Source organism: Curtobacterium sp. VKM Ac-2922, assembly GCF_022815645.1.
Taxonomy (GTDB): Bacteria; Actinomycetota; Actinomycetes; order Actinomycetales; family Microbacteriaceae; genus Curtobacterium.
In genome coordinates this window covers 327,454-349,024 of sequence record NZ_JALGRO010000001.1, presented here as the reverse complement: position 1 = coordinate 349,024, position 21,571 = coordinate 327,454, and the positions used below count along the sequence as shown (strand labels likewise).

The window sequence follows — 21,571 nt, the reverse complement described above, 5'->3', positions numbered from 1 at the left end:
CGGTTCAGGGCGCGCACTGGATGGTGTCGGGTGCGCGGGTGCCGGTCAGGGGTGCGGGGTGAACCGTTCCTGTGCGGCGCGGATGATGGCTTCGGCGTCGACACGGTTCGCCCACCCGTTGGTGGTGACGTGCTTGCCGTGCTCGATCTCCTTGTAGTGGGCGAAGAAGTGCTCGATCTCCGCCAGGACCGGCTCGGCGACGTCGGAGATGTCCTGGACGTGGTCGAAGCGGACGTCTCCGGCGGGGACGGTGAGGATCTTGTCATCGCCGCCGTTCTCGTCGACCATGCGGAGCATCCCGACCGGGCGGACGTCGATGACGACGCCGGGGAACGTGGGCCGGGGCAGCAGCACGAGCGCGTCGAGGGGGTCGCCGTCATCGCCGAGAGTGTCGTCGATCGAGCCGTAGTCCTGCGGGAACACCATGCTGGTGAACACCGCCCGGTCCAGGCGGATCCGTCCGGTGGCGTGGTCGACCTCGTACTTGTTGCCGCTGCCGCGGGGGATCTCGATCGTGATGTCGAAGTGCATGAGCTGTTCGTCTCCCAGTCGGATGGTCAAGTGAGGGTGCCGAGGGTGACGCCCCCGGCGGCTGCGGCGACGGAGACGACGAGCATCCCGAGCCCGTTCACGGCAGCCGCGGTGGTGCGGCCAGTGCGTGCGAGGCGGACGGTCTCGAAGCTGGCGGTGCTGAACGTGGTGTAGCCACCCATGAGCCCTGTTCCGAGCACCGCGACGGGGGTGGCGCCGAGGTGACCGGCGGCGCCGGTGATCAAGCCCAGCAGGAACGAGCCGGTGATGTTGATCGTCAGCGTCCCGACCGGGAGCCGGAACTGCCGACCCCGGTTGATCGCACCATCCACGAAGAACCGTGCGGCCGCGCCGACACCGCCAGCGACCGCGACGCTGAGGAAGGCCAGGGCGCTCATGATGTGGCCCCGTTCGGTCGGACCAAACCCGCGATCGCGAGGCCGCTACCGGTGGCGATCGCGCCGGCGAGGACCGTCAGGAGCGCGTACCCGGTGCCGGCCAACCCGCGGCCAGCGAGGAACAACACCCCGGTGCTGGTCGCGAGGGTGCTGTAGGTGGTGAACCCGCCGAGGACACCGGTTCCCAGAAGCAGGCGCAGTGTCCGGCGGCGACCCTCGTCAGGTCCGCGATGCGCGAGGTGTTCCAGCAGCACACCCAGTAGGAGCGCGCCGGCGATGTTGATCCAGAAGATCGCCCAGGACACCTCCTGCTGAGCGGGGAACGCGGTGCTGAGTCCGTCGCGTGCGGCGGTACCGATGGCGCCGCCGAGTGCGACGACACCGAGGTACCGCCACCGCAGATGCACTGGCCGGTCGATACGTTCCGGGTCGTTGGCGTCGATGTCTGGGTCGGGCGGGAGCTGCCCATCGGGCAGGTGCGTGTCCGTTCGGGAGGTCATGTTCCACCTTCCGCAGTGACCGCTGCCGCTGCTGCTCGTGCTGCCGGATGCAGGTACTCCCCACCCCGCGGACAGAACCCACCGTCGCCGTCGAACCGGTAGATCAGGGGTTCGCCCGTGGGGAGGTTCAGGTCCGCGAGCTCACCGTCAGTTAGGCCGTCCATGCAGGCACACAGTGCCCGCAGTGAGTTGCCGTGCGCGACGACGAGCACTGTCTGCCCGTCGCGGAGTGCCGGGGTGATGCTGTGCGACAGGACGGGTTGGACCCGGCGGATGACGTCGGAGAGTGTTTCGGTTCGACGAAGTGCCGCCCACGGCAGTCCACGAAGCGCCGGCGTCCGCCGGAGCGCCAGCCACGCGCGGATCGACATGCGTGGTGGCCGTCCCGTGCGGGTCCGACGAACAGCGAAGAACTGCTCCGCCCCCAACGCCGCTTGCGCATTCTGCTTGGACATGCCGGTGAGGGCGCCGTAGTTCCGCTCGTTCAACCGCCACGTCGACTCGATCGGCGCATCACGTCCGAGGACGTCGGTGACGAGCTCCGCCGTGTGGAGCGCCCGCTCGAGCGTCGACGTGAGCACGAGGTCCGGTCGGATGCCGGCATGCAGAAGTAGCAACCCAGCCCGATTCGCTTCGGCGCTGCCCTGTTCGGTCAGCGCGACGTCTCGCAAGCCGGTGAAGGTACCGGCAGCGTTCGCAGTGCTCTGTCCGTGGCGGAGCAGAACAAGCTGGCCGGTCACGGGGTGTCCCACGGCAGTGGGGCATCGAACCCGACCGGATCAACGGGCACTACGAGCACTGAACGGTGCTGCTGATGGGTCAGCCGTACCGCGACCGACCCCGTGAAGAACTCCGCGATTCGACCCGCTCCCGTCCTGGCCCCGACGACCAGCATCGCCGCGTCGCGGTCTTCGGCCACTTGCGACAGTGCCCGGCTCGGATCCCCGACACCCGGGACGAACGTGACGTCGACGCCGTAGGTCGTTGCGGCAGCACGTACTGCCGCCTTGTCACTGTCCGACAAGCCCTGCGGTGTCGTGTCAGCGGTGTCAGGGTCGATCGGTTCCACCATCACCGACCCGTCCGAGCGCGTACCGGCATCGAAGAGCAATGCATCCACGCTGACGCACACCAGCGTCGTACCGAAGCGCCGCGCGATAGACGACGCAACCTCGATGACCCCCGGAGCGAGGCCGGGCAGGACGCCGACGACGACCGGTCCGGAACCGATTGGTGCTGTCATGACACTCCCTACCTCAGGCGCGCAGAAGCGCGACCAGCTGAGATAGGGACTGTTGTCGACAACTGTCGAGGTTGGGTCCGGCAAGCCCCACTACCGGGTCCGAAGACACCACCATTATGCACCCGAACCCCAAGTCACGCGGGCCGTCTCGCGCACCCGCGACGTCCCGACACCGAAGGAAGCGATTCCGACGACACGGAGCGAAGCTGCCCACACTCAGGGAGTTGCTGGGTTCCGTCTCTCAGCCCGGGGCCTCCGAGCCTGTACCGGTGAACGACCGACTATCGGACGGTCGTTTGCGCATTCCGCGGCAGTATCCGTTTGCGTGACGAGCACGGCGAGACGAGCGATGTTGTGCGCGTTCGTCGACGAGGAGTGGAACGATCCGTCCCCCGAATGACGACGCGAGGACATCGGACCGACAAGATGGTTCGATGGCCTCGCAGTCGAACACGTCAACCGTCGGGCAACGTCTCGGCGCGCTGGCAGTATTCGTTGCGGTCATCCTCGTCCTCGCAGGTGTCGCGGCCGGTGGCGCGTACTGGGGTGTGTCGGCGCTGACCAACGGGCTCAAGGAAGCAGCCACGCCAGCGCAAGCCGGCGCGTACGGAGCGTGCGACGAACACTCCCCGTGGTCCTGCCGAGCGGTGCCACAACGCACCGTCGAGAACCGGTTCGGGCAGACCGTGCCCGACGACTGGACAGTCCTCACCGCGGAAGCAGAGCCCATAGCAGCCGTGAGCGGCACCCCACAGATCCAAGTGTTGCTGGAAGCGCCTGCCGGCTCTGACGTCAGCTCCTGGCTGGCACTCGTCGATGACGTTCACACCACTGCCACCACTTCAGAGGCACCACCTCTGAAGGACCTTGGCATGACTTCCGTCCGCGGTGGGACGAGGGACTTCACGAAGGTGTACTCCGGCGACTACGACGACCACATCTACGTCTGGGCATACAAGCACCTGTAGTGCGGCTCCGCCGCATACCCTGCCGGCATGTCCCCGCTTCTCGAGTCGAGGCTGCAGGGCTGCCAATCCCGCTCGGAGAACTCTGGCGCGCTGGATGTCACGCCGAGCGCGGAAGTCCTTCGTTGTGTCGATAGCCGATCGGCTACCGGGCGGTCCTCGTCTGGACGAACAGGGAGAGGCCGAACACAAGCACTCCCAGCCCGAGCGGGGCAAGGATGACCAGGAACGGCGCCCCCGCTCCTTCGGCAGCGAGCATCATCGCGACCCAGAAGAACGCGATGATGCCCGTTCCCGCGCTCACCGCCCCGAAAGTGATCGCAGTGCCCCATCGCGACGCGTCCGAAGACAACGGGACGACCAGCAGACTGCAGACGAGTGCTCCGACGATGCCCGGCACGATGCAGGACCAGAACGCAGCGTCCGCCGAAGCCCACTGGTCAGGGCCTGCTCCCGTCCAATGCACGGGCACGCGAGAAGGAGGGTCTGTCCATGCCAGGCGGAGAGCGATCACTGACGCTGGAGCAAGCCAGGCCAGCAGCGCAGCCATGACAAGCGCAGCACTCACGCGCGACCGTGGCTTGATGACGCCAGAACTCGACACTCCTGCACGGTATCGCTGCCAGACGTGCCCGGTAGCCGATCGTCAAGCGGACGGGCCGGCCTGAGGGACGAGACCTCTTCTCTGCGGTCGCGAGATCGCATGAGCACCTCGTTGCCGTCGTGCGGGTCGCGCGGATCACCGACGGGCATGAGCTGTCCGTCCGGAGCACGCAGAGCCTCCGCTGGGCGCAGGCATTAGCTTCGAGTGGTGGACGAGATCCTCAAGGTGTCAGAAGTCATCGCCCTGCTGCGGCCGATGTTCCAGGTCATGCTCACGACCCCTGAACTCGCGACGCTCACGCTGGAGATCGTGCCGATCGACGACGTCACCGGCTCAGCGCTGGACGGGGACGATCTCGTCGAGCAGAACAGTGCCGTGGTCCGCTGGCGCATCATGCGCGAACGCGGTTGGTCCGGCGGTTTGTGGGTCGAGGACGGTCTCGACGCCCTCGTTCGCAATGTGCAGAGTGATCTCCAGGACTTCATCGCGGAGAGCCGATTCGGATGGGGTCAGCTCAGAGGGCCTCACGACCTCCCGTGATGTCGACCTGGTCGACGAAGTAGCCCAGTCAGGACGCCCGGTGTTCGACCGGTTATCGCTGCTGCTGCCCCCGAGTGAGAGCGATCCGTGAGCGCACGGCCTCGACGCACTGCTCCAGCGAGTCTCGGTCGGTGTGCAGCGTCAGGTCAGCTTCGATTCGAGGCAGCTCATCCCCCCAGCGGTCGTAGACCGCGCGCAAGTGATCCTCTTGACGCGAAACTCCGCGGCTCGGATCGGCCAATGCTCGCTTGAAGGCGACTTCGAACGGTGTGGTCGTCGCGATCGTCAGCGATGGCACTCCGTCTGGTGCTTGCCGGAGCAGTTTCCGCACCTTCTCGCTCGTTCCGACGCCTTCGACGATGACGCAGCTCATCCCCGCGCGGAGCCACAGCCCCACGACTGTCTCAGTAATGCGATGGGCAACTTCCCAATCCGCGAGCGTAGGTAGCGCCATCGACGCGATCAGGTCCAGCTCAACCGCGGCAACTTGCTCGCCCTGCGCGCGAAGCGCATCGCTGAGAGCGGAGCTGAGAGCGCTCTTCCCTGACGCTTGTGGCCCCGCGATCACCACGTAAACAAGGGGTCGAGTACATGTCGTCATCCCGGCAGCGTGCTCGACAGACGCCAGGCCCGCAAGAGTCTCGACAACCGATCGGCTATCGGACACCGAATCGGGCCCAGGAGTCGGCGGGTAGCTCCGGCTGGCCTGGGACGGCGTGGTGCTCGAACGTGCACGTCGGGTCGATTTCGGTCGCGACCGTGCGCCAGAACTTCGCTGCTACTTCGTTGCGGTCCTGGTAGGCCACCGCCCATCTCCCCGGGTGCACCGCGGTCAGTTCCGTCACGGCGGCACGTCCGATGCGAGAGCGTCGTGCTCCGTGCGCGATGAAGAAGCTACTGATGATGTGTTCCTCTTCGTCGAGTCCGCGGAGGACCGCGAGTCCGACCGGGTGCGGTCCGAGGTGGAATACGTGTGCCGACCAGCCCGGCTCCGCAAGGCCGGCGTCGAGTCGTTCTTGGCGGAAGCGGCCGCGCTCATCGGGGAGCGTGCCGGTGAACGCGGACATCTCGTGCCGGAACATGGTCCAGAGCTGTTCGAGCTGATGGCGGTGTCGTTCGTCGGCGGTGGTGATGGTCAGGGGCGTTGGGGTGCTCATACAAGAAAACCTCCGCCGTGGTCGGCGGAGGTTTCGTCGCTGACAGTATATCGCCCCGTCCGGCACCCGATCGGCTACCGGGACGCGATCACGACACAGAGCGAAGCGAGAAGGACGACACAGAGCGAAGCTGCTCACACCGGTGGATCAGGTTCCTACCCGTCGATGTCGCACATGGGTGGTCCGATGGTCGTCTCGATGAGGGGGCGCCAAACAGCACACCTGACTCGCGCGGTGGGCAGGTACTCGGGCAGCCGCGGCGGGGAGGAACGACCGCACGATGGGACCTGGTGCAGTCCGAGCTGGTCTGAAGGGCGATTTCGGTGCCCGAGATGCGCCTGAGGCTCGGTGAACCGACCGGCGGTGCACGCGACCCCTCCGGTGGTACGTCGCCTCGCCCACCGCGACGTCGCAACGTGTCCGATTCCGGCCATCGAGCGCCGAGTGCGGACACGCCCCTTGCTTCATCGATTAAGCACGTGCATGATGTGACGAGTTAATCGATAAAGCACCGCTCCCCGAAGAAGGCGATCCCCATGCCGAAGTCCGTCACCCTGAAGGACGTTGCCGCCAAGGTCGGCGTCACGTCCGCCGCCGCCAGCATGGCGCTCTCCGGGCACGAGCGCATCAGCGAGAAGACCCGCGCCGCCGTCAAGCGGGCCGCCGACGAACTCGGCTACGTCCCCAGCTCCGCCGGCCGCGCGCTCCGCAGCCAGCGCGCCGACGCGGTTGCCCTGATCGTCCCGAACTCGTCCGCGCACGTCTTCGGGCACCTGTACTTCATGCACGTCCTGACCGGCATGTCGTCCGCGGCGAACGCCCACGACGCGCAGGTGATCGTGTCGACGAACGCCGACACCAGCTCCGGCGATGTGGCGTACGAGCGGGTCATGCGATCGCGGACGGCGGACGGCGCCATCGTCACCAGTGCCGCGGTCGACGACGACCACGTGCAGGGGCTCGTCGCGAGTGGCCTGCCCGCCGTGCTCATCGGCAACTACCCGCACCTGGCCGACGCGGTCACGGTGGGGATCGACGACGTCTCCGCGACCGAACGCCTGGTCGACCACCTGGTCGAGGTGCACGGTCGCCGCCGTCTGCTGCACGTCACCGGCACGCTCGACCACCAGACCGGGCTCGACCGCCGCCAGGGCTTCCTGCGCGCGGCGGAACGGCACGGCCTGACCGACGTCACGGTGATCGAGGGCGACCTGTCCGAGACCTCGGGTGCTGCGGCCATGGAGCAGATGCTGGCGTCGGACCCGGGCAGCAGGCCGGACGGCGTCGTGTTCGCGAACGACGACATGGCGGTGGGCGGCCTGCACACCCTGCGCCGCGCGGGCCTCGACGTCCCGGGTGACGTCGCCGTCGTCGGGTTCGACGACTTCGGGCTCGCCCGCGTCACGACCCCCGGCATCACCACCATCCGTGTCCCCGCCGAGGAGATGGGCCGCATCGCGACCGAGCGCCTCTTCGACCTGGTCGACCACCGCGGCGGCCAGCCCGCCCGTACCGAGCTCCCCGTCGAGCTCGTCGTCCGCGCCTCGTGCGGATGCGACCCCGACGCGGAACGCGTCCGCACCTGACCGACGCACCACCGAACAGCACCACGCACCAAGACCCGACACCGAACAGCACCAAGCACCAAGACCCGACACCGAACGACGTACCGAGCACCCACCCGCACCACCTCCGCGAGCACAGCAACGCAAAGGAGCGTTCCCCGATGAAGCACGCACGCACCACCCTGGCGATCGGCGCCGTCGCCGCCGTGGCAGCCCTCACCCTGAGCGGCTGCTCGGCCGGCAGCACCGCCAGCAGCGACGGCCCCGCGACCCTCAAGGTCTGGACCGGGTTCACCGGCGGCGACCGCCCCGGCTACGCCACGATCGTCAAGGACTTCGAGCAGTCGCACCCGGACATCAAGGTCGACATGACCGTCCAGCCGTGGGACACCATCCAGCAGAAGCTGCCGTCCGCCTGGCTCACCGGCCAGGGCCCCGACGTCGCGGCGGTCAGCTCCGACCCCAACGCCGTCGCGCAGTACGTCAAGACGAACTCCGTGCTGCCGATCACGATGACCGGCAGCGGCGACAGCAAGATCAACACCTCGTCGTTCGCACCCGGCACGGTCAAGGAGTTCACCTACGACGGCAAGCTCTACGGCGTCCCGGCGAACTTCGCCACGCTCAGCCTGTACTACAACAAGAAGCTGTTCCAGGACGCCGGCATCGCGAACCCGCCGTCGACGGTCGCCGAGTTGGCCACGGATGCCCAGAAGCTCACGACCGGCGGCAAGTACGGCATCGCGCTCGCCGACAACCAGACGATCCAGATGTGGCCGGTGCTGCAGTGGCTCGAGGGCGGCGACATCGTCAACAGCAAGAACTGCAGCGTCGTGCAGTCGAGCAGCGGCAAGCAGAGCCTGAAGACCTGGGCCGACCTGGTCGCGAAGGACAAGGTCAGCCCGGTCGGCCTCACCGGCGCCGAGGCCGACTCGCTGTTCTCCGCCGGCAAGGCCGCGATGGAGATCAACGGCCCGTGGGCTGCCTCCGGCTACAAGTCGGCCGGCATCGACCTGGGCATCGTGAAGGTCCCGGTCGGCGTCGACGGCAAGTCCTCGACGCTCGGCTCGATCGCTCCGCTGTCGATCTCGGCGAAGACGAAGTACCCGAAGCAGGCGCAGGAGTTCCTGGCCTACTGGACGTCGAAGACCGCGCAGCAGAAGTTCTCGCTGCAGACCGGGTTCCCGCCCCTGCGCTCCGACCTGTCCGACGACGCGAAGCTGAAGGCCGACCCGACCGTGTCGGTCTTCGCCAGCCAGGTGCCCGACGCGCGGCTGTACCTGCCGCACGTGCCGAACGCCACCAAGGTCGACTCCGACGGCTACGTCCCGCTGATCGGCGAGATCACCCGCGGCAAGTCGATCGACGACGCCACGAAGAGCGCCGGTCAGACGATCGACGGCCTCACCGGCTGCAGCCAGTGACCGACCAGCTCACCGGGTCGGCCCCGCCACGCACACCGCGTGGCGGGGCCCCGACCTCCGGTCGGAACACCGGACAGGAGGCCCGTCCCACCCGCCGCCGAGCGCGCCGGTTCCAGCCGGCCTGGCTCTTCATGGCCCCGTCGCTGCTGATCCTGGGCGCGTTCGTCGTCTTCCCGATCCTTCGGTCGCTGTACTACTCGTTCTTCGACTGGACGGTCGGCGCCACGTCGCAGCCGTTCGTCGGGTTCGGCAACTACAAAAAGCTGTTCCACGACCAGCAGTTCTGGAACGCGCTGTGGATCACGCTCGAGTACACGATCGTGTCGGTCGTCCTGCTGGTCGTCCTGGGGTTCGTCGCGGCACTGCTGCTGCAGCGTGACACCCTGGCGAACCGGATCGTCCGGTCGGTGTTCTTCTTCCCGACGATCGTGTCGCTCGTCACGATCGGCCTGGTGTGGAAGTTCCTGCTCGACCCGGACATCGGCCTGGTCGGCGGCATCACCGCGGCCCTGGGGCTGCCGAGCGTGGCCTGGCTGCAGTCGACCGCGCTGGCGCTGCCGACGATCATCTTCGTCTCGGTCTGGAAGAGCATCGGCTTCGCGATGATCCTGTTCATCGCCGGGCTCAAGGGCGTGCCGGCCGAACGGTACGAGGCCGCCGAGCTCGACGGCGCGAACCGCTGGCAGACCGTCTGGCGGATCACCCTGCCCAGCATCCGCCCGACCATGCTCTTCACGTCGATGATCCTGACGATCCAGTCGTTCCAGGTGTTCGACCTGGTGTACGTGATGACCGGCGGCGGTCCGGTCTTCCACACCGACACGCTCGTGAACCTGCTGTACCGCGACGGGTTCGTCAACTACCAGACCGGCTACGCGTCGGCGATCTCCTGGGTCCTCTTCGTCATCATCATGCTCATCTCCCTGCTGCAGCTGAAGCTCTTCCGGTACGACGATGTCGACTGAGGCGCGCACCCGGCGACCGTCCGTGACCAGGCCGGCCCGGGCCTCCAGGCCGTCCACCGCCCGCACCCGGCGACCCGGTCGTCCGAGCGGGACGTGGCGCACCGGCTCCGTCCTGAAGTGGGTGTACCTGGGGATCGGCCTCGTGGTCGCGCTCGTGCCGTTCATCTGGATGGTGAGCGGGTCGTTCCGGTCCGAGTCCGACCTGTTCGGCCACCCCGCCAGCCTGTTCCCGACCAGCGTCACCCTGCACGGCTACATCGGGGTCTGGCAACAGCTGCCGTTCCTGCGGCTGCTGCTCAACTCGTTCCTGTTCACGGTCGTGACGACCGTGCTGACGCTGTTCTTCGACTCGATGTGCGCCTACGCCCTGGCGCGGATGCGGTTCGTCGGGCGGAACGTCGCGTTCGTGCTCGTCATCGCGACGCTGATGGTGCCGTTCCAGGTGACGCTGATCCCGGTCTTCGTGGAGCTGTTCCACCTGGGCTGGCTGAACACCTACCAGGGCTTGATCATCCCGCGGGCGACCAGCGCGTTCGGCATCTTCCTGTTCCGGCAGTTCTTCATCGACATCCCCGTCGAGCTGGACGAGGCCGCCCGCATCGACGGCGCCGGACACTGGCGGATCTACTGGCAGGTCATCCTGCCGCTCGCCAAGCCCGCGATCGCCACGGTCGCCGTGCTGAACGGGATGGCGCTGTGGAACGACCTGCTCTGGCCGCTCGTCGTGACGACCTCGAACGACATGCTGACGCTGCCGGCCGGGCTGACGCTGTTCGGGGGAGCGCACGTCACCGACCACGCGGTCCTGCTCGCCGGCGCGGTGATCTCGCTGCTGCCGATCGCCGTCGGGTTCTTCTTCGCGCAGAAGTACTTCGTCGCGGGCGTCGCGACCACGGGGTTGAAGTGAGCGCGTCGGGCCCGCGCGGTGCCTTCGCGCCGGGGACCTTCACCTTCGTCGCCGGGATCGAGGACACCTGTGTGTACCCGCCGCTGCACTTCGCGATGGCGCCCCTGGACGAGCACGAGCTGACCGGGCACGACCTGGCCTGGCGCGACGACCTGGACACCGTGGCCGCGCTCGGTGCGACCGCCCTGCGCTACGGGGTCGACTGGCCCCGCGTGCACGTCGCCCCGGGGGTGTTCGACTGGGCGGTCCTCGACGAACGGCTGGCGTACGCGGCGTCGCTCGGCATCACCGTCATCGCGGACCTGGTGCACTACGGCACGCCCACCTGGCTCGAGGACTCCTTCGCCGACCCGGGGTACCCGGCGGCGGTGGCCTCGTTCGCGGGGGCGTTCGCCGGACGGTACGCGGGCGTGGTCGACCACGTGACCCCGCTCAACGAGCCGATCACCACGGCGTCGTTCGCCGGGCTGCGCGGGGTGTGGCCGCCGGCACTGACCGGGTGGCGCGGGTGGACCCGCGTGGTGCTCGGCATCGCCGCGGGCCTGCAGCACACGGTGGCGGCGGTGCGGTCGGCGAACCCGGACGCGGTGATCGTGCACGTCGAGGCCTCGTCGTTGGTGACGGCGTCACCCGCGGTGACGGCGTCGCCCTCGGCTTCCTCGTCGGCGTCGTCCGCGTCACCGCCGTCGTCGGCTCTCGTCACCGAAGCCGCGCTGCTCGAGGGACTCGGCTTCCTGCCGACCGACCTGGTGCTCGGCCGCGTCGACCCGACGCACGCGTTCCACGACTGGCTGCTGTCGCACGGGGCGTCCGCCGCCGCACTGGCCGAGCTGGTCGACGGAGCCGTGACGATCGACCTGCTCGGCGTCAACTACTACCCGGACCTGTCACCCCGCCGGCTCGAGCACGGGCCGGACGGCACCGTGCAGCACGCCTACGACCGCTGGACCGAGGGGCTCGTCGCGTCCCTGACCCGGTTCGACACACGCTACGGGCTGCCGATGGTCGTGACGGAGACGTCCATCGAGGGCGACGACACCGTCCGGTCCGCCTGGGTGCGGGACTCCGTCGCCGCGGTCCGCTCGCTCGTGGACGCCGGCGTCGACGTCCGCGGGTGGACGTGGTGGCCGGTCTTCGACTTCGTGGACTGGTCGTACGCGTCCGGCGGCCGCAACGTCGAGGAGTTCGCGGTCGCGCCCGACGTCGTCGCCGAGCGCGCCGGCTCCGGCCGGAAGACGCCGTACCTGCGGCGGATGGGGTTGGTCCGGCTCGAGGAGCAGTCGGACGGCACGCTGGCCAGACAGCTGACGGGTGCCGCCGAGGCCTACCGAGCCGTCGCCGGCCAGGCGGGCGACACCGTGTCACGCGATCGGGCTGCGTCGGGCTGAGTCGCCTGCGGTCAGTGCCCCCGGTGCGTGCGGAGCGCGACGACCACCTGGTCGAGGAAGTCGTCCACCTGCCCCTGGTCGTAGCCCGCGCGGAACCGCGTCGGCGTGAAGCGCGCAGCCACCACGTCTTCGGGCTCGAGCGGGTCGACCGGCCGCCGCAGCTCGTACCCGGCGAGCGTGCGCTGCACCCGGTCCAGGAACGCATCCACGTCGTCCTGCTCGTAGCCCTCCCGCCACTTGGTCGTGCCGAACCGCTTGGCCCGTACATCCTCCGCGCGCATCGCGCCCCCCTCGTCGTGCCCCGATCCTGCCATGCCGGGCGTGCCAGCAGCAGTCAGGAGCAGCCACCTGTGGACAGGTGGTTGCCTGCGGGCGCGCTCCGAGCCTCCTGGCCGTCGTCCTGAACGAACTGCAGGCCAGCAGGCCGCCACTGGCGGCCGGTTCATCGAGTCCGGCGGCACAGTTCCCACCATGAACCGGATCGACGGCTTCCGCGCACGCACCCCGCGCTGGACGCACCAGCCCCCGCGCGAGCGTCTGACGCTCGCCGCGATCATCGTCCTCGGCGCCGTGCTGACGAGCTGGAACCTGGCGCGCGGCGGCGACTCGGAGTTCTACGCGGCCGCCGCCCGGTCGATGTCGGAGTCGTGGCCCGCGTTCTTCAGCGGCGCGTTCGACCCGGGCGCCACCGTCACGCTCGACAAGCTCGCCGGGTTCGCCGTGCCCCAGGCACTCAGCATCCGGCTGTTCGGCATGTCGACGGCCGCGCTCGCCCTGCCGCAGGTGCTCGAGGGCATCGTCACCGTCTGGGCCGTCTCACTCGTCGGCCTGCGCTGGGCCGGGTCCCGCGTCGGACTCGTGGCCGCAGCGCTCGCCGCGAGCACGCCGATCTTCGTGTCGATGTTCGGCCACCCGATGGAGGACGGGCTGCTCACGATGGCGCTCGCCGTCGCGCTCGTCTGGTGGCAGCGGGCGGCGATCGCGGGGACCTGGTGGCCGCTGCTGGTGTCGGGCCTGTTCGTCGGGATCGGGTTCCAGGCGAAGATGCTGCAGGCCTGGCTGGTCCTGCCGGCGCTGGTGATCGGGACGCTCGTGGCGGCGGGAGCGGGGCGGCGCTGGCGGCGCGGACTCGCACACGCGGGGATCCTGGTCGGCGCTGCGGTCGTGGCCTCGCTCGCGTGGATGGTCGTCGTCGCACTCCTGCCGACCGGCGCGCACCCCTACGTCGACGGGTCCACCGACGACGACGTGTTCGCGATGGTCTTCGGCTACAACGGGGTGGACCGGTTCCTGCCCGGACTGTGGCCCGGGGCGGTCGGCGCGCTCGGCGCCGTCGGGCACGCGGTCGGCGCCGCGGCGCAGCGCTTCGGCGCCGGCGGCGCGCACCGCGACCTGCTGCAGCTGTTCTCGGCGCGCTACGCCTCGCAGGTGGGCTGGTCGTGGCCCGCGGCACTGACCGGCATCGGGATCGGCGCGGTCCGCTCGTGGCAGCGACGCGCCGACCGGGAGGCCCGGGTCGCCGCCGCCACGCTGCTCACGGTGGTCGTGTGGCTGGCGACCGCCGTCGTGGTGCTGTCGGTCTTGCGGCTCCCGCACACGGCGTACGTGGCCGCGGTCGGCGTGCAGCTCGCCGTGCTCGCGGCCGTCGGGTGGTGGGGTGCCGTGCGTTGTGTGACCGCTGCCGATCGGCGACTGCTGGCGGTTCCCGTCGCGCTGCTGGTGGTGCAGGGGGCATGGTGGTCGTGGCTGGCGTCGGCGAGCTCGGAACCGCTGCTGCTGGGGTCGGTGGCGGTCGGGCTGACGGTCGTCGCGCTCGTGGCGGTGCTGGTCATCGGTCTCCGGTCGGGCGACGGTGTCGTCTCCGGCATGCGCGGAATGCGCGGTCGTCGGGTCGTCGTCGGGGTGCTCGTCGCCGCGGTCGTCGCGGGCCCGGCGTGCTTCTCGCTGCAGGCGCTCGACGCCGCGCGGGACGGCAGCGGCGGGGACGCCTCGGTGGGAGCGGTCGCCGAGCAGTTCGGCGGGGGCGGCTTCGGGGCGGGTGCGGGGCGCCCGGCGTTCGGTTCGGGTGCCGGTCGGTCCGCGTTCGGCGGAAGCGCGGGTGCGAGCCGGACGGGAACCGGTGGCGGCGCGGGTGCGGGCCGGGCGGCGTTCGGCGGGCAGGTCCTGCCGGGCGGACGTTCGTCGCTCGGCTTCGGGTCGTCGGCGGCGTTCACGGTGTCGGCGCCCGACGTGATCGGCGGCCACACGCGGCTGTCGGCGGACGAGGCGTCCCTCGTGGCGACCGCCGAGCGCGAGGGCGGTGGGAAGGACGGCTCCCCGCTGTTCCTCGACGACTCGTGGCGCATCTCCGCCGACGTCATCGAGACCACCGGGGACCAGGTACTGACGGACGGCGGGTTCTCCGGGCAGGTGCCCGTGTTCACGACGGCGCAGATCGAGTCCATGGTGCACAGCGGCGACACCCGACTGCTGGTCGTCTCCTCGAGCTCCCGCGCGCAGGACCCGGTGCGGCAGGCGGGCGCTGCCCTCGGCTGCACGGTGGTGCACCGGTGGGGGAGTGCGACGTCGGGGTTCGGCGGGCGGGGCGGCTTCGGCGGGACCGGGTCGTTCGCGCTCGAGCGCTGCGACTGACGTCGGGGGTGCGCCCGCGCCGTCACTCGACGGGGTGGTCGACCTCGTGTCGGAAGATCCGCTGCAGTTCCTGCATGGTGATGGGGTCCCCGGGCAGCGGGTGCCGGCTGCCGTCGGCGCGGAGTCCGTCGAGGACGATGCCGACCTGCCGACCGATGATCCGCCCGGCGTCGTCCGGGGGCAGGTTCGCGTAGCTGCCGATCCGGAACGCGGCGAACGTCACGTCGTTCGCGGTGACGTCGGACCGGAGCGTGCCCTCGGTCTGGGCCGCGCGGATCAGTGCGTCGAGCTGGTCGTTCCACGTCGAGGTGAAGCGGTCGTTGTTCTCCAGCGCCACCATCTTCCGGTTGAGCTGCGGGATCGCGGGGTGCTCCTGCAGGACGTCGATGATGCCCGTCACCAACGCGACCACGGCCTCCCAGGCGGTCGGTCGTGCAGCGACCAGCGTTTCCACGCGCGTGAAGTGGCCGAGGAGCCGGGCGTGGAGTTCCCGGATGACGTCGTCGACGCTGGCGTACCGGCGGTAGAGCGTGGCGACGCCCACACCGGCCAGTTGTGCCAGCTGGACCATCGACGGGTCGGTGTCCTTGACGGCGTAGTGCGCTTCCGCCGCCGCGAGGATCGCCTCGCGGCTGCGCCGCACTTCGACACGTTCCGCTCGCGTGCGAGGGATCTCGGACATGGGAGCAATGTAGCCGGATTTCAAGTGGAGACAAGTCTCCACTTAGGAGTATCGTTGCGGAGCGGCTCAGCCCACCCTGGCTGCCGTCACCCGGCTTCGCGACGGGACGACCTCGACCGATGGGCGTCCCCACGTGGCCGGATCACGAGGGCGCCTGCTTCCAGACCCGAACTCGAAGCAGGCGCCCTCACCCTGCGTCAGCGGGCGTGGACTCAGAGGGCGTGCGCGCCGAGCAGGGTGCCGGCCAACCACGTCGCCGCCAGGGCCGCCGCGCCGCCGATCACCACGCGCAACGCCGCGCGACCACGGGGAGCCCCGCCCAGCACGGCGCCCGTGGTGCCCGTCGCCGCCAGGGCCAGCAGCACCGCCACCACGATGACGGCCAGGCGCACGGACTCGGGCACCAGCAGCGTCGCCAGGAAGGGCAGCAGCCCACCCACGGTGAAGGTCGCCGCGGACACCCAGGCCGCGCGCCAGGGGCTGACCACGTCGTCCTGCTCGGCCTGCTGCTCGGCGGCGACCCAGCGGTCGCGGACCTCGGGGCGACCGAGCTCGTCGGCGATCGTGCGCGCCGCGTCCTCGGAGACGCCGATCGAGCGGTAGGCGGCGGCGATGTCGGTGGATTCCACCGCCTCGGTCGCACGACGTGCGGCGCGGGCGGCCTGCCCGGTCTCCTGCGCGTCGCGGGCACCGCTCACCGAGACGTACTCGCCGAGCGCCATCGACACGGCCCCACCGACCAGGGCTGCCGCACCGGACGCCAGGACCGGGCCGACGGGTGCACCGGCACCGGCGACGCCGACGATCACCGCGGCGACGGACACGATGCCGTCGTTCGCACCGAGCAGTCCGGCGCGCAACCAGTTGAGCCGGGCGGCGCTGGTCGACTCGACCGGGTCGATGGTCGGCAGTGCGGGGACGGAGATGATGGCCATGACGACCAGGAAAGCACTCCCGAGCGCGCTTCGCTAGCCAGGAAAGGCTGCCCTGACCTGGGGTTTGTCAGGCCAGGCTTACCTCAGTCGGAGCAGGTCTGGGTGGTCCGCCACCCTCGATCACGCGGATCGCGACGCTGATCAGGTCGGGCTGCTCGCCGTCGGCAGCGAGCTGGTCGCGGATGCGTTCGCCGACCTCGCGCACGGTGTCCCCGGCGGGGCGGGCGTCGCTCGCCGCGATGCCGGCGGTGATCCTGACCGCGCCGCCCGAGCGGTCGATGTCGACGAGCACGTCGGGCTGCCGGAGCGCGAGCTGCACGGCGATCGCGTCCGCTGCGGCCTCGAGGATCGGCTGGGCGGGGAAGACGTCGTCCACACCGTCGATCGTGCGGAGCAGCCCGGTCAGGCGGCGTGACAGGTCTTGGTCGTCGGACACCGTGCTCCTCAGGGGACGTGGACGTCGTCGAACACGACGTCGATGCGGTCGATGACCAGGTCCGTGTGGCGCGCGAGGGCGTCCTCGATGCGCGCGCGGAGCTGGTCGGCGGTGGTCTCCGCGACGAGGCCGTAAGCGATGCTCGCGGTGACCTCGACCCGGATCGGAGCGCCGGGGACACCGACGTCGCCGTCCAGGGTGCACCTGCCCATGACCAGCCCACCCATCGTGTCGCCGGTGCGGCGGACCAGGCCGCGCACGGCGGCCTCGGTGATGGTCAGGCGGAGTCGGGGGTCCGGGTGCTCCACGGGGACGTCGCGGCCCGAGCGGACCTCGGACCGGATCGTGTCGAGCAGGCCGGAGATCCAGACGGAGTCGCGGTCGGGCTCCTCGTCGGCACGGCGCTGCATCGCATCCCACGACAGCTCACGCAGTCGCTGCATGCCGGACAGCGCCAGACGGCAGGCGGGCGAGCTCTCGATCGCGGCATCGCGCGGGGTGCGACCACGGTCCAGGTAGGCGCCGAGTTCCTCCATGGTGTGGCCGTCGAGGTCGTCCTCGGGCACAGCGGCATCGTCGATCGTCATCGCCATGCCTCCATCTCCTGGAGCAGGAACCGCCTGGCCCGGGCGAGCAACCCCCGCACGGTCGAGGTGGGCAGCTCGAGGGCCTCACCGATCTCCTGGTAGCTGTACCCGGCCGTCTCACGGAGCAGCCAGCACCGGCGTTGGTCTTCGGGGAGCTTGTCGAGCGCTTCCCACACCGCGTCGAGCTGCAGCCGTGCTTCAACGATACGCTCCGGCGAATGCACGGCATCAGCCGGCGGATCGACCTGGGCGACGTCGTCGTGGTGCCGGCGGGAGCGGATGCGGTCGAGGGCCTTGCGCGTGATGATCTGCGTCACCCAGGCCCGGAACCGCGCGGGGGACTCGAGCTCGGACAGCCGCCGCCATGCGGTCAGGAAGGACTCCTGCACGACGTCGTCGGACTCCAGGTTCGAGCCGAGCATCTTCGCCGCGAACACCCGCAACAGTGGTCCGTGTCGCCGTGCCAGGACCTCGAACGCCTGCACGTCGCCGTCCGCAGCACGGACGACCAGCGTGGCGTCTTCGGCACCGGAGAGCGACTGCTGGTCCATCCTCGCCTTCCGGTCGGGTCTCGACCGCGGTGCGCTCGAACGGGTCCCCTCGAACGAGCATGCACCACGGGCCCTGACGATGTCCGATCGACGGCAGCGTCGGACCGCGTTCAGGCCGCCGGTGCGTAGTGACTCGGGTCGCAGGTGTGCACCGCGCTTGCGTCCGTGACCGTGCGGAGCGTGTAGTCCGCGCAGTCCCGGAACGTGCCGATGCTGATCGCGCTGCTCGAGCGCTGCAGGACACCCTTCGACGGGCCGTCCGAGCCGATGCCCGCGCGGTGCACCATCCACTCGAGGTCCGCTGCCTCGTCGGTCAGGTACCGCATCACCGCCTCGTTGTCGCGGTGCTGTCCGATGTACCCGCGTGCGATCGTCGCCCTGACGGCTCGAAGCGCCACGGGGAGTGGCTTGCCGGGTGCCGCACTGAGACCGCCCGCCTGGTACAGGAACCGCGAGACGCCGTGGCGACGCATGGCCGGCACGAGCTCGCGGACGAACGCGGTGTTCACCAGACGGTGCTGCTGGGCACCCGCGTCGCCGAGCATCGCCACGACGGCGTCGACACCCGGCAGCAGGGCATCCAGGTCCGGGTGGTCGGTGATCGACCCCCGGGTCACCGCCAGGTCCGGGTGGTGCGTCGTGAACTTGCCGGGTGTACGGGCGAGTGCCCGGACGCGGTGGCCCTGCTCGAGCGCCATCCGGACGAAGTGCTGGCCGGTCTGGCCGGTGCCGCCGAACACCAGGAAGGTCCATGAAGAGGTCATGCGTTGCAATCTAGGCGGTGACTACTATCTAGTCAATGCCTAGCAAGGTTCTAGGATGAGGAGATGTCCACGCGCCCGTTCCACCACGGCAACCTGCGCGCCGTGCTGCTCGACGAGGCCGAGGAGGTCCTGCGTCAGGACGGTGTCGACGGGATCTCGCTGCGTGACCTCGCCCGCCGTGCCGGTGTGAGCCACGGAGCGCCTCGCAGCCACTTCCCCGACCGACAGGCGCTGCTCGATGCCCTCGCCGAACGCGGGTTCGTCCGGCTGACCGCTCTGGTCGAGCGCGCGCTCGGCGTCGAGGACCCGGTCCGCGGGCAGTTCGTGCGGGTCGCCCGCGTCTACGTCGACTTCGCGATCGACGACGCCGCGCTCATGGAGCTGATGTTCTCGAGCAAGGGCAGCGCGGCACCGGAGCCCGTCCGCGCCGCGGCCGGGCGACTGTTCCACGTGCTCGACGCCGCGATGGGTGACGCGGACCAGACCGACGACAGCGGTGCCCGCGAGCGGTTCACGCTGCTGTTCGCGGCGACCATGCAGGGCATTGCCGCCCTCGTCGCGAGCGGACGGGTACCGCGATCGCAAGGCAGTGTCCTGGTCGACGACGCGATGGCGGCCCTGCTGACGTCCGAGCTCGGGGTCCGAGCCGTCACCAGGCCGGGAGTCTGACGGGGGTCCTGCCCGGATGTGTGACGAATCCCGTCCTCAGTGCGTCTGTATGAGAGAGGCAGACGACCGAGGGATGCATGGACCACGAGTACGACACCGCCGCGTTGCCGGTCATCGGCGACCTGGTCGCGGCCGATCCGGCCGCGGGCGAGCGGACCCCCGGCGGCGGCGACCCGTCCTACGATCGGAACGGGCGCTGCAGCAGCACCTTCGACCGCTGGTGCTGTGAGCTGCCGGCTGGACACGACGGGCAGCACCGCGTCGCCACCGAGCGGCAGCGGGTGGAGTGGAACGACCGGGCGGCCGGCCACCGACTGGATGGGCTCGCGCGTCCTGCCGAGCACGTCGCGCGCGAGGCCCGGGCAGCGGAGCTCGACTGAGCCTCAGTCCTCGTCGCGCGACCGCGTCCTGCGGAACCGCTTGCCGGTCTCCTCGTCGACCGCGATGCTGCCCGTCGGCAGGTTCGAGAAGTCCGGCGCGATCAGGGTCGGCTGCTGCCCGGCACCGGGGAGCCCCATCGGGTCCGGAGTGTCGTCGAGCACCAGGATCGGGGTCTGCGCAGTCAGGGTGCGCCCGGCGAAGAAGTCCGGTGAGCGGTACCACCAGATCGCCATGAGCACGACACCGATCAGGATCGAACCGACCCCCACCACGGCGACAGCTCCGATCCCCAGGATGGTCACGTCCTTGCCGTCGTCGCCCTGCAGCCAGTCGGGCTGCGCGAACTGCACCAGGCCGTACACGAACGTCACCGCCAGCGTCAGACCGCCGAGCAGGGGGACCAGGCCGCGCATGACGAAGTTGCGCACGGTCGTGAACAGCGTGCGCCGGTAGACCCACACGCACGCGAAGCCGGTCAGCCCGTAGTAGAAGGCGATCATCAGCCCGACCGAGCCGATCAGCGCGGTCAGCAGGTTGGTCGAGATGACGGTGAACAGCACGTAGAACGCGATGGACGCGATCCCCATCCCGAGCGTCGACCAGGTCGGCGTCAGGAAGCGCTTGTGGATGCGGGCGAAGTGGGGCGGCAGCGCCTTGTAGACGGCCATCGACAGCGCGGTGCGGGCCGTGGGCATGATCGTCGTCTGGGTGGATGCCGACGCCGAGGTCAGGATCGAGAACGACAGCAGGGCCATCGCGGCGTGCCCGATGAACGACGTGCCGAACAGCGCCGGCCCGATCGCCGAGAACACGTCGTCCGCGTTGCCCTGCGCGCCGAGGCCGATGCCCTTGGTGCCCACGCCCGCGAACGCGATCGCGGCGATCGAGACGAGCGCGTAGATGACGAGCAGCAGCACGGTGCTGATGACCGCTGCGCGCCCGGGGGTCTTCTCCGGGTCCTTCGTCTCCTCGTTCAGCGACACCGCCGTGTCCCAGCCCCAGTAGATGAAGATCGCGGTGAGCATCGCCGGGGCGATCACCGACCCGAAGTCCATGCCGCTCGGCCACAGCCACGACAGCGACGGGGTGAGGGAGCCCTCGACGCCCGTGCCCGTGCCCACCCGGACGAGTGCGACGACCGCGAACATCACGAGCACGAGCACCTCGATCCCCAGAAGCACGTACTGCAGGCGGGCCGACACCTCGACGCCGACGTAGCAGATGAAGGTCATCACGGCGATCCAGGCCACCCCGGCCACGGTCGACCAGAGCGTGCTGTTCCCGAGTGCGCTGACGGCGGGGTCGTTCGTGACGACACCGACGAACGAGAACCCGTAGGACCCGGCGATCTGCGCCAGGTTCGCCATCACGATCACGTCGGCGGCGATGATGCCCCACCCACCGAGCCAGCCCGTGACCGCACCGAACGCCCGGGTCGCCCACGTGAAGGTCGTGCCGCAGTCCGGGTCCTCGCGGTTGAGTTCCTGGTAGGCCACCGCGATCATCCACATCGGGATGAAGGCCAGCAGCATGATCGCGGGGGCCTTGACGCCCGCCAGCAGTGCTCCGCCGCTGGCCACGACCAGGCCCAGACTCGCCGCCAGGCTGTAGGCCGGTGCGGTGGACGAGATCCCCATCACGACGCTGCCCATCAGCCCGATGGCACCGGGTCGCAGGCCCTTCTCGGTACTGACCGTCGCTGTCGACGCCGTCACGACACGTTCGTCTCGCATGGCCCACCACACCTC

25 protein-coding genes and 2 pseudogenes are annotated in these 21,571 nt (G+C 69.7%); 10 read left to right on the top strand and 17 right to left on the bottom strand.

What is annotated here, in order from left to right:
- Positions 1 to 45 precede the first annotated feature (45 nt).
- The 5 genes from MT346_RS01640 to MT346_RS01620 are packed head-to-tail and all read right to left on the bottom strand — an operon-like array spanning position 46 to position 2,672.
- A complete protein-coding gene (locus MT346_RS01640; protein WP_055960822.1) occupies positions 46 to 531 on the bottom strand; it encodes an inorganic diphosphatase in 486 nt (161 codons plus the stop codon).
- A 26-nt stretch (positions 532 to 557) separates the two neighbouring features.
- On the bottom strand, positions 558 to 929 hold the full coding sequence (locus tag MT346_RS01635; protein ID WP_055960823.1) for a CrcB family protein: 372 nt from the start codon (positions 927 to 929) through the stop codon (positions 558 to 560).
- Positions 926 to 1,429 (bottom strand): CrcB family protein, encoded by a 504-nt coding sequence (locus MT346_RS01630; protein ID WP_279396553.1) that lies wholly within the window; start codon positions 1,427 to 1,429, stop codon positions 926 to 928. Before MT346_RS01630 ends, MT346_RS01635 begins: the two co-directional genes overlap by 4 nt.
- Positions 1,426 to 2,181, bottom strand: coding sequence for a 2,3-diphosphoglycerate-dependent phosphoglycerate mutase (locus tag MT346_RS01625; protein WP_308221862.1), 756 nt, complete (start codon positions 2,179 to 2,181; stop codon positions 1,426 to 1,428). Before MT346_RS01625 ends, MT346_RS01630 begins: the two co-directional genes overlap by 4 nt.
- Complete coding sequence (locus MT346_RS01620; RefSeq protein WP_243561014.1) at positions 2,166 to 2,672, bottom strand: universal stress protein; 507 nt, start codon at positions 2,670 to 2,672, stop codon at positions 2,166 to 2,168. Before MT346_RS01620 ends, MT346_RS01625 begins: the two co-directional genes overlap by 16 nt.
- A 434-nt stretch (positions 2,673 to 3,106) precedes the next feature.
- Here MT346_RS01620 and MT346_RS01615 point away from each other — a divergent pair, with 434 nt between their 5' ends.
- The gene (locus MT346_RS01615; RefSeq protein WP_071282847.1) at positions 3,107 to 3,640 is read left to right on the top strand and encodes a hypothetical protein; all 534 of its coding nucleotides are present in this window, start codon (positions 3,107 to 3,109) and stop codon (positions 3,638 to 3,640) included.
- A gap of 142 nt (positions 3,641 to 3,782) precedes the next feature.
- Here the strand turns inward: MT346_RS01615 and MT346_RS01610 are convergent, their stop codons facing one another.
- The gene (locus tag MT346_RS01610) at positions 3,783 to 3,941 is read right to left on the bottom strand and encodes a hypothetical protein (protein ID WP_175473046.1); all 159 of its coding nucleotides are present in this window, start codon (positions 3,939 to 3,941) and stop codon (positions 3,783 to 3,785) included.
- Between the two features lie 507 nt (positions 3,942 to 4,448).
- Here MT346_RS01610 and MT346_RS01605 point away from each other — a divergent pair.
- Entirely contained in the window at positions 4,449 to 4,781 is a 333-nt protein-coding gene (locus MT346_RS01605; protein ID WP_071282843.1) for a hypothetical protein, read from the top strand.
- 52 nt (positions 4,782 to 4,833) lie between these two features.
- Here the strand turns inward: MT346_RS01605 and MT346_RS01600 are convergent, their stop codons facing one another.
- Both MT346_RS01600 and MT346_RS01595 read right to left on the bottom strand, forming a co-directional pair.
- Positions 4,834 to 5,382 carry a hypothetical protein gene (locus tag MT346_RS01600; RefSeq protein WP_071245658.1) on the bottom strand — a complete coding sequence of 183 codons (549 nt, stop codon included), beginning with the start codon at positions 5,380 to 5,382 and terminating at the stop codon, positions 4,834 to 4,836.
- A 55-nt stretch (positions 5,383 to 5,437) separates the two neighbouring features.
- Positions 5,438 to 5,938: a hypothetical protein gene (locus MT346_RS01595; protein WP_071282841.1), complete on the bottom strand. Its 501-nt coding sequence runs from the start codon at positions 5,936 to 5,938 to the stop codon at positions 5,438 to 5,440.
- A 536-nt stretch (positions 5,939 to 6,474) separates the two neighbouring features.
- Here MT346_RS01595 and MT346_RS01590 point away from each other — a divergent pair.
- The 5 genes from MT346_RS01590 (at position 6,475) to MT346_RS01570 (ending at position 12,187) form a co-directional block, all read left to right on the top strand.
- The gene (locus MT346_RS01590; protein WP_243561013.1) at positions 6,475 to 7,524 is read left to right on the top strand and encodes a LacI family DNA-binding transcriptional regulator; all 1,050 of its coding nucleotides are present in this window, start codon (positions 6,475 to 6,477) and stop codon (positions 7,522 to 7,524) included.
- Between the two features lie 140 nt (positions 7,525 to 7,664).
- On the top strand, positions 7,665 to 8,927 hold the full coding sequence (locus tag MT346_RS01585; protein WP_243561012.1) for an ABC transporter substrate-binding protein: 1,263 nt from the start codon (positions 7,665 to 7,667) through the stop codon (positions 8,925 to 8,927).
- A complete protein-coding gene (locus MT346_RS01580) occupies positions 8,924 to 9,892 on the top strand; it encodes a carbohydrate ABC transporter permease (RefSeq protein WP_243561011.1) in 969 nt (322 codons plus the stop codon). The genes MT346_RS01585 and MT346_RS01580 overlap by 4 nt, the downstream gene beginning before the upstream one ends.
- Positions 9,882 to 10,799 carry a carbohydrate ABC transporter permease gene (locus MT346_RS01575; RefSeq protein WP_243561010.1) on the top strand — a complete coding sequence of 306 codons (918 nt, stop codon included), beginning with the start codon at positions 9,882 to 9,884 and terminating at the stop codon, positions 10,797 to 10,799. Before MT346_RS01580 ends, MT346_RS01575 begins: the two co-directional genes overlap by 11 nt.
- Entirely contained in the window at positions 10,796 to 12,187 is a 1,392-nt protein-coding gene (locus tag MT346_RS01570) for a family 1 glycosylhydrolase (protein WP_243561009.1), read from the top strand. The genes MT346_RS01575 and MT346_RS01570 overlap by 4 nt, the downstream gene beginning before the upstream one ends.
- Positions 12,188 to 12,216: 29 nt before the next feature.
- On the opposite strand, the pseudogene MT346_RS01565 reads toward MT346_RS01570, so the two are convergent.
- Together MT346_RS01565 and MT346_RS01560 are read right to left on the bottom strand one after the other, a co-directional pair.
- Positions 12,217 to 12,348, bottom strand: a pseudogene (locus tag MT346_RS01565) (DivIVA domain-containing protein); the annotation flags it as partial.
- A 24-nt stretch (positions 12,349 to 12,372) separates the two neighbouring features.
- Positions 12,373 to 12,468 (bottom strand): annotated as a pseudogene (locus MT346_RS01560) (DivIVA domain-containing protein); the annotation flags it as partial.
- Between the two features lie 190 nt (positions 12,469 to 12,658).
- On the opposite strand from MT346_RS01560, the gene MT346_RS01555 reads away from it, so the two are divergent.
- Positions 12,659 to 14,818, top strand: a complete 2,160-nt coding sequence (locus tag MT346_RS01555; RefSeq protein ID WP_243561008.1) for a glycosyltransferase family 39 protein — start codon at positions 12,659 to 12,661, stop codon at positions 14,816 to 14,818.
- 22 nt (positions 14,819 to 14,840) lie between these two features.
- On the opposite strand, the gene MT346_RS01550 is transcribed toward MT346_RS01555, so the two are convergent.
- From MT346_RS01550 to MT346_RS01525, 6 genes are all read right to left on the bottom strand, one after another.
- Positions 14,841 to 15,500, bottom strand: a complete 660-nt coding sequence (locus MT346_RS01550) for a TetR/AcrR family transcriptional regulator (protein WP_243561007.1) — start codon at positions 15,498 to 15,500, stop codon at positions 14,841 to 14,843.
- Positions 15,501 to 15,712: 212 nt separating this feature from the next.
- A complete protein-coding gene (locus MT346_RS01545; protein WP_243561006.1) occupies positions 15,713 to 16,435 on the bottom strand; it encodes a VIT1/CCC1 transporter family protein in 723 nt (240 codons plus the stop codon).
- Between the two features lie 67 nt (positions 16,436 to 16,502).
- Entirely contained in the window at positions 16,503 to 16,871 is a 369-nt protein-coding gene (locus MT346_RS01540) for a hypothetical protein (protein ID WP_243561005.1), read from the bottom strand.
- Between the two features lie 8 nt (positions 16,872 to 16,879).
- The gene (locus MT346_RS01535; protein WP_243561004.1) at positions 16,880 to 17,464 is read right to left on the bottom strand and encodes a hypothetical protein; all 585 of its coding nucleotides are present in this window, start codon (positions 17,462 to 17,464) and stop codon (positions 16,880 to 16,882) included.
- Complete coding sequence (locus tag MT346_RS01530; protein ID WP_243561003.1) at positions 17,455 to 18,009, bottom strand: RNA polymerase sigma factor; 555 nt, start codon at positions 18,007 to 18,009, stop codon at positions 17,455 to 17,457. The genes MT346_RS01535 and MT346_RS01530 overlap by 10 nt, the downstream gene beginning before the upstream one ends.
- 110 nt (positions 18,010 to 18,119) lie before the next feature.
- A complete protein-coding gene (locus MT346_RS01525) occupies positions 18,120 to 18,773 on the bottom strand; it encodes an NAD(P)-dependent oxidoreductase (protein ID WP_243561002.1) in 654 nt (217 codons plus the stop codon).
- A gap of 63 nt (positions 18,774 to 18,836) precedes the next feature.
- Between MT346_RS01525 and MT346_RS01520 the strand changes: the two genes are divergently transcribed.
- Both MT346_RS01520 and MT346_RS01515 read left to right on the top strand, forming a co-directional pair.
- Positions 18,837 to 19,442 carry a TetR/AcrR family transcriptional regulator gene (locus MT346_RS01520; protein ID WP_243561001.1) on the top strand — a complete coding sequence of 202 codons (606 nt, stop codon included), beginning with the start codon at positions 18,837 to 18,839 and terminating at the stop codon, positions 19,440 to 19,442.
- Positions 19,443 to 19,519: 77 nt separating this feature from the next.
- Positions 19,520 to 19,822 carry a hypothetical protein gene (locus MT346_RS01515; RefSeq protein ID WP_243561000.1) on the top strand — a complete coding sequence of 101 codons (303 nt, stop codon included), beginning with the start codon at positions 19,520 to 19,522 and terminating at the stop codon, positions 19,820 to 19,822.
- A 3-nt stretch (positions 19,823 to 19,825) separates the two neighbouring features.
- On the opposite strand, the gene MT346_RS01510 is transcribed toward MT346_RS01515, so the two are convergent.
- Positions 19,826 to 21,556, bottom strand: coding sequence for an APC family permease (locus MT346_RS01510; protein WP_243560999.1), 1,731 nt, complete (start codon positions 21,554 to 21,556; stop codon positions 19,826 to 19,828).
- Between the last annotated feature and the right edge of the window lie 15 nt (positions 21,557 to 21,571).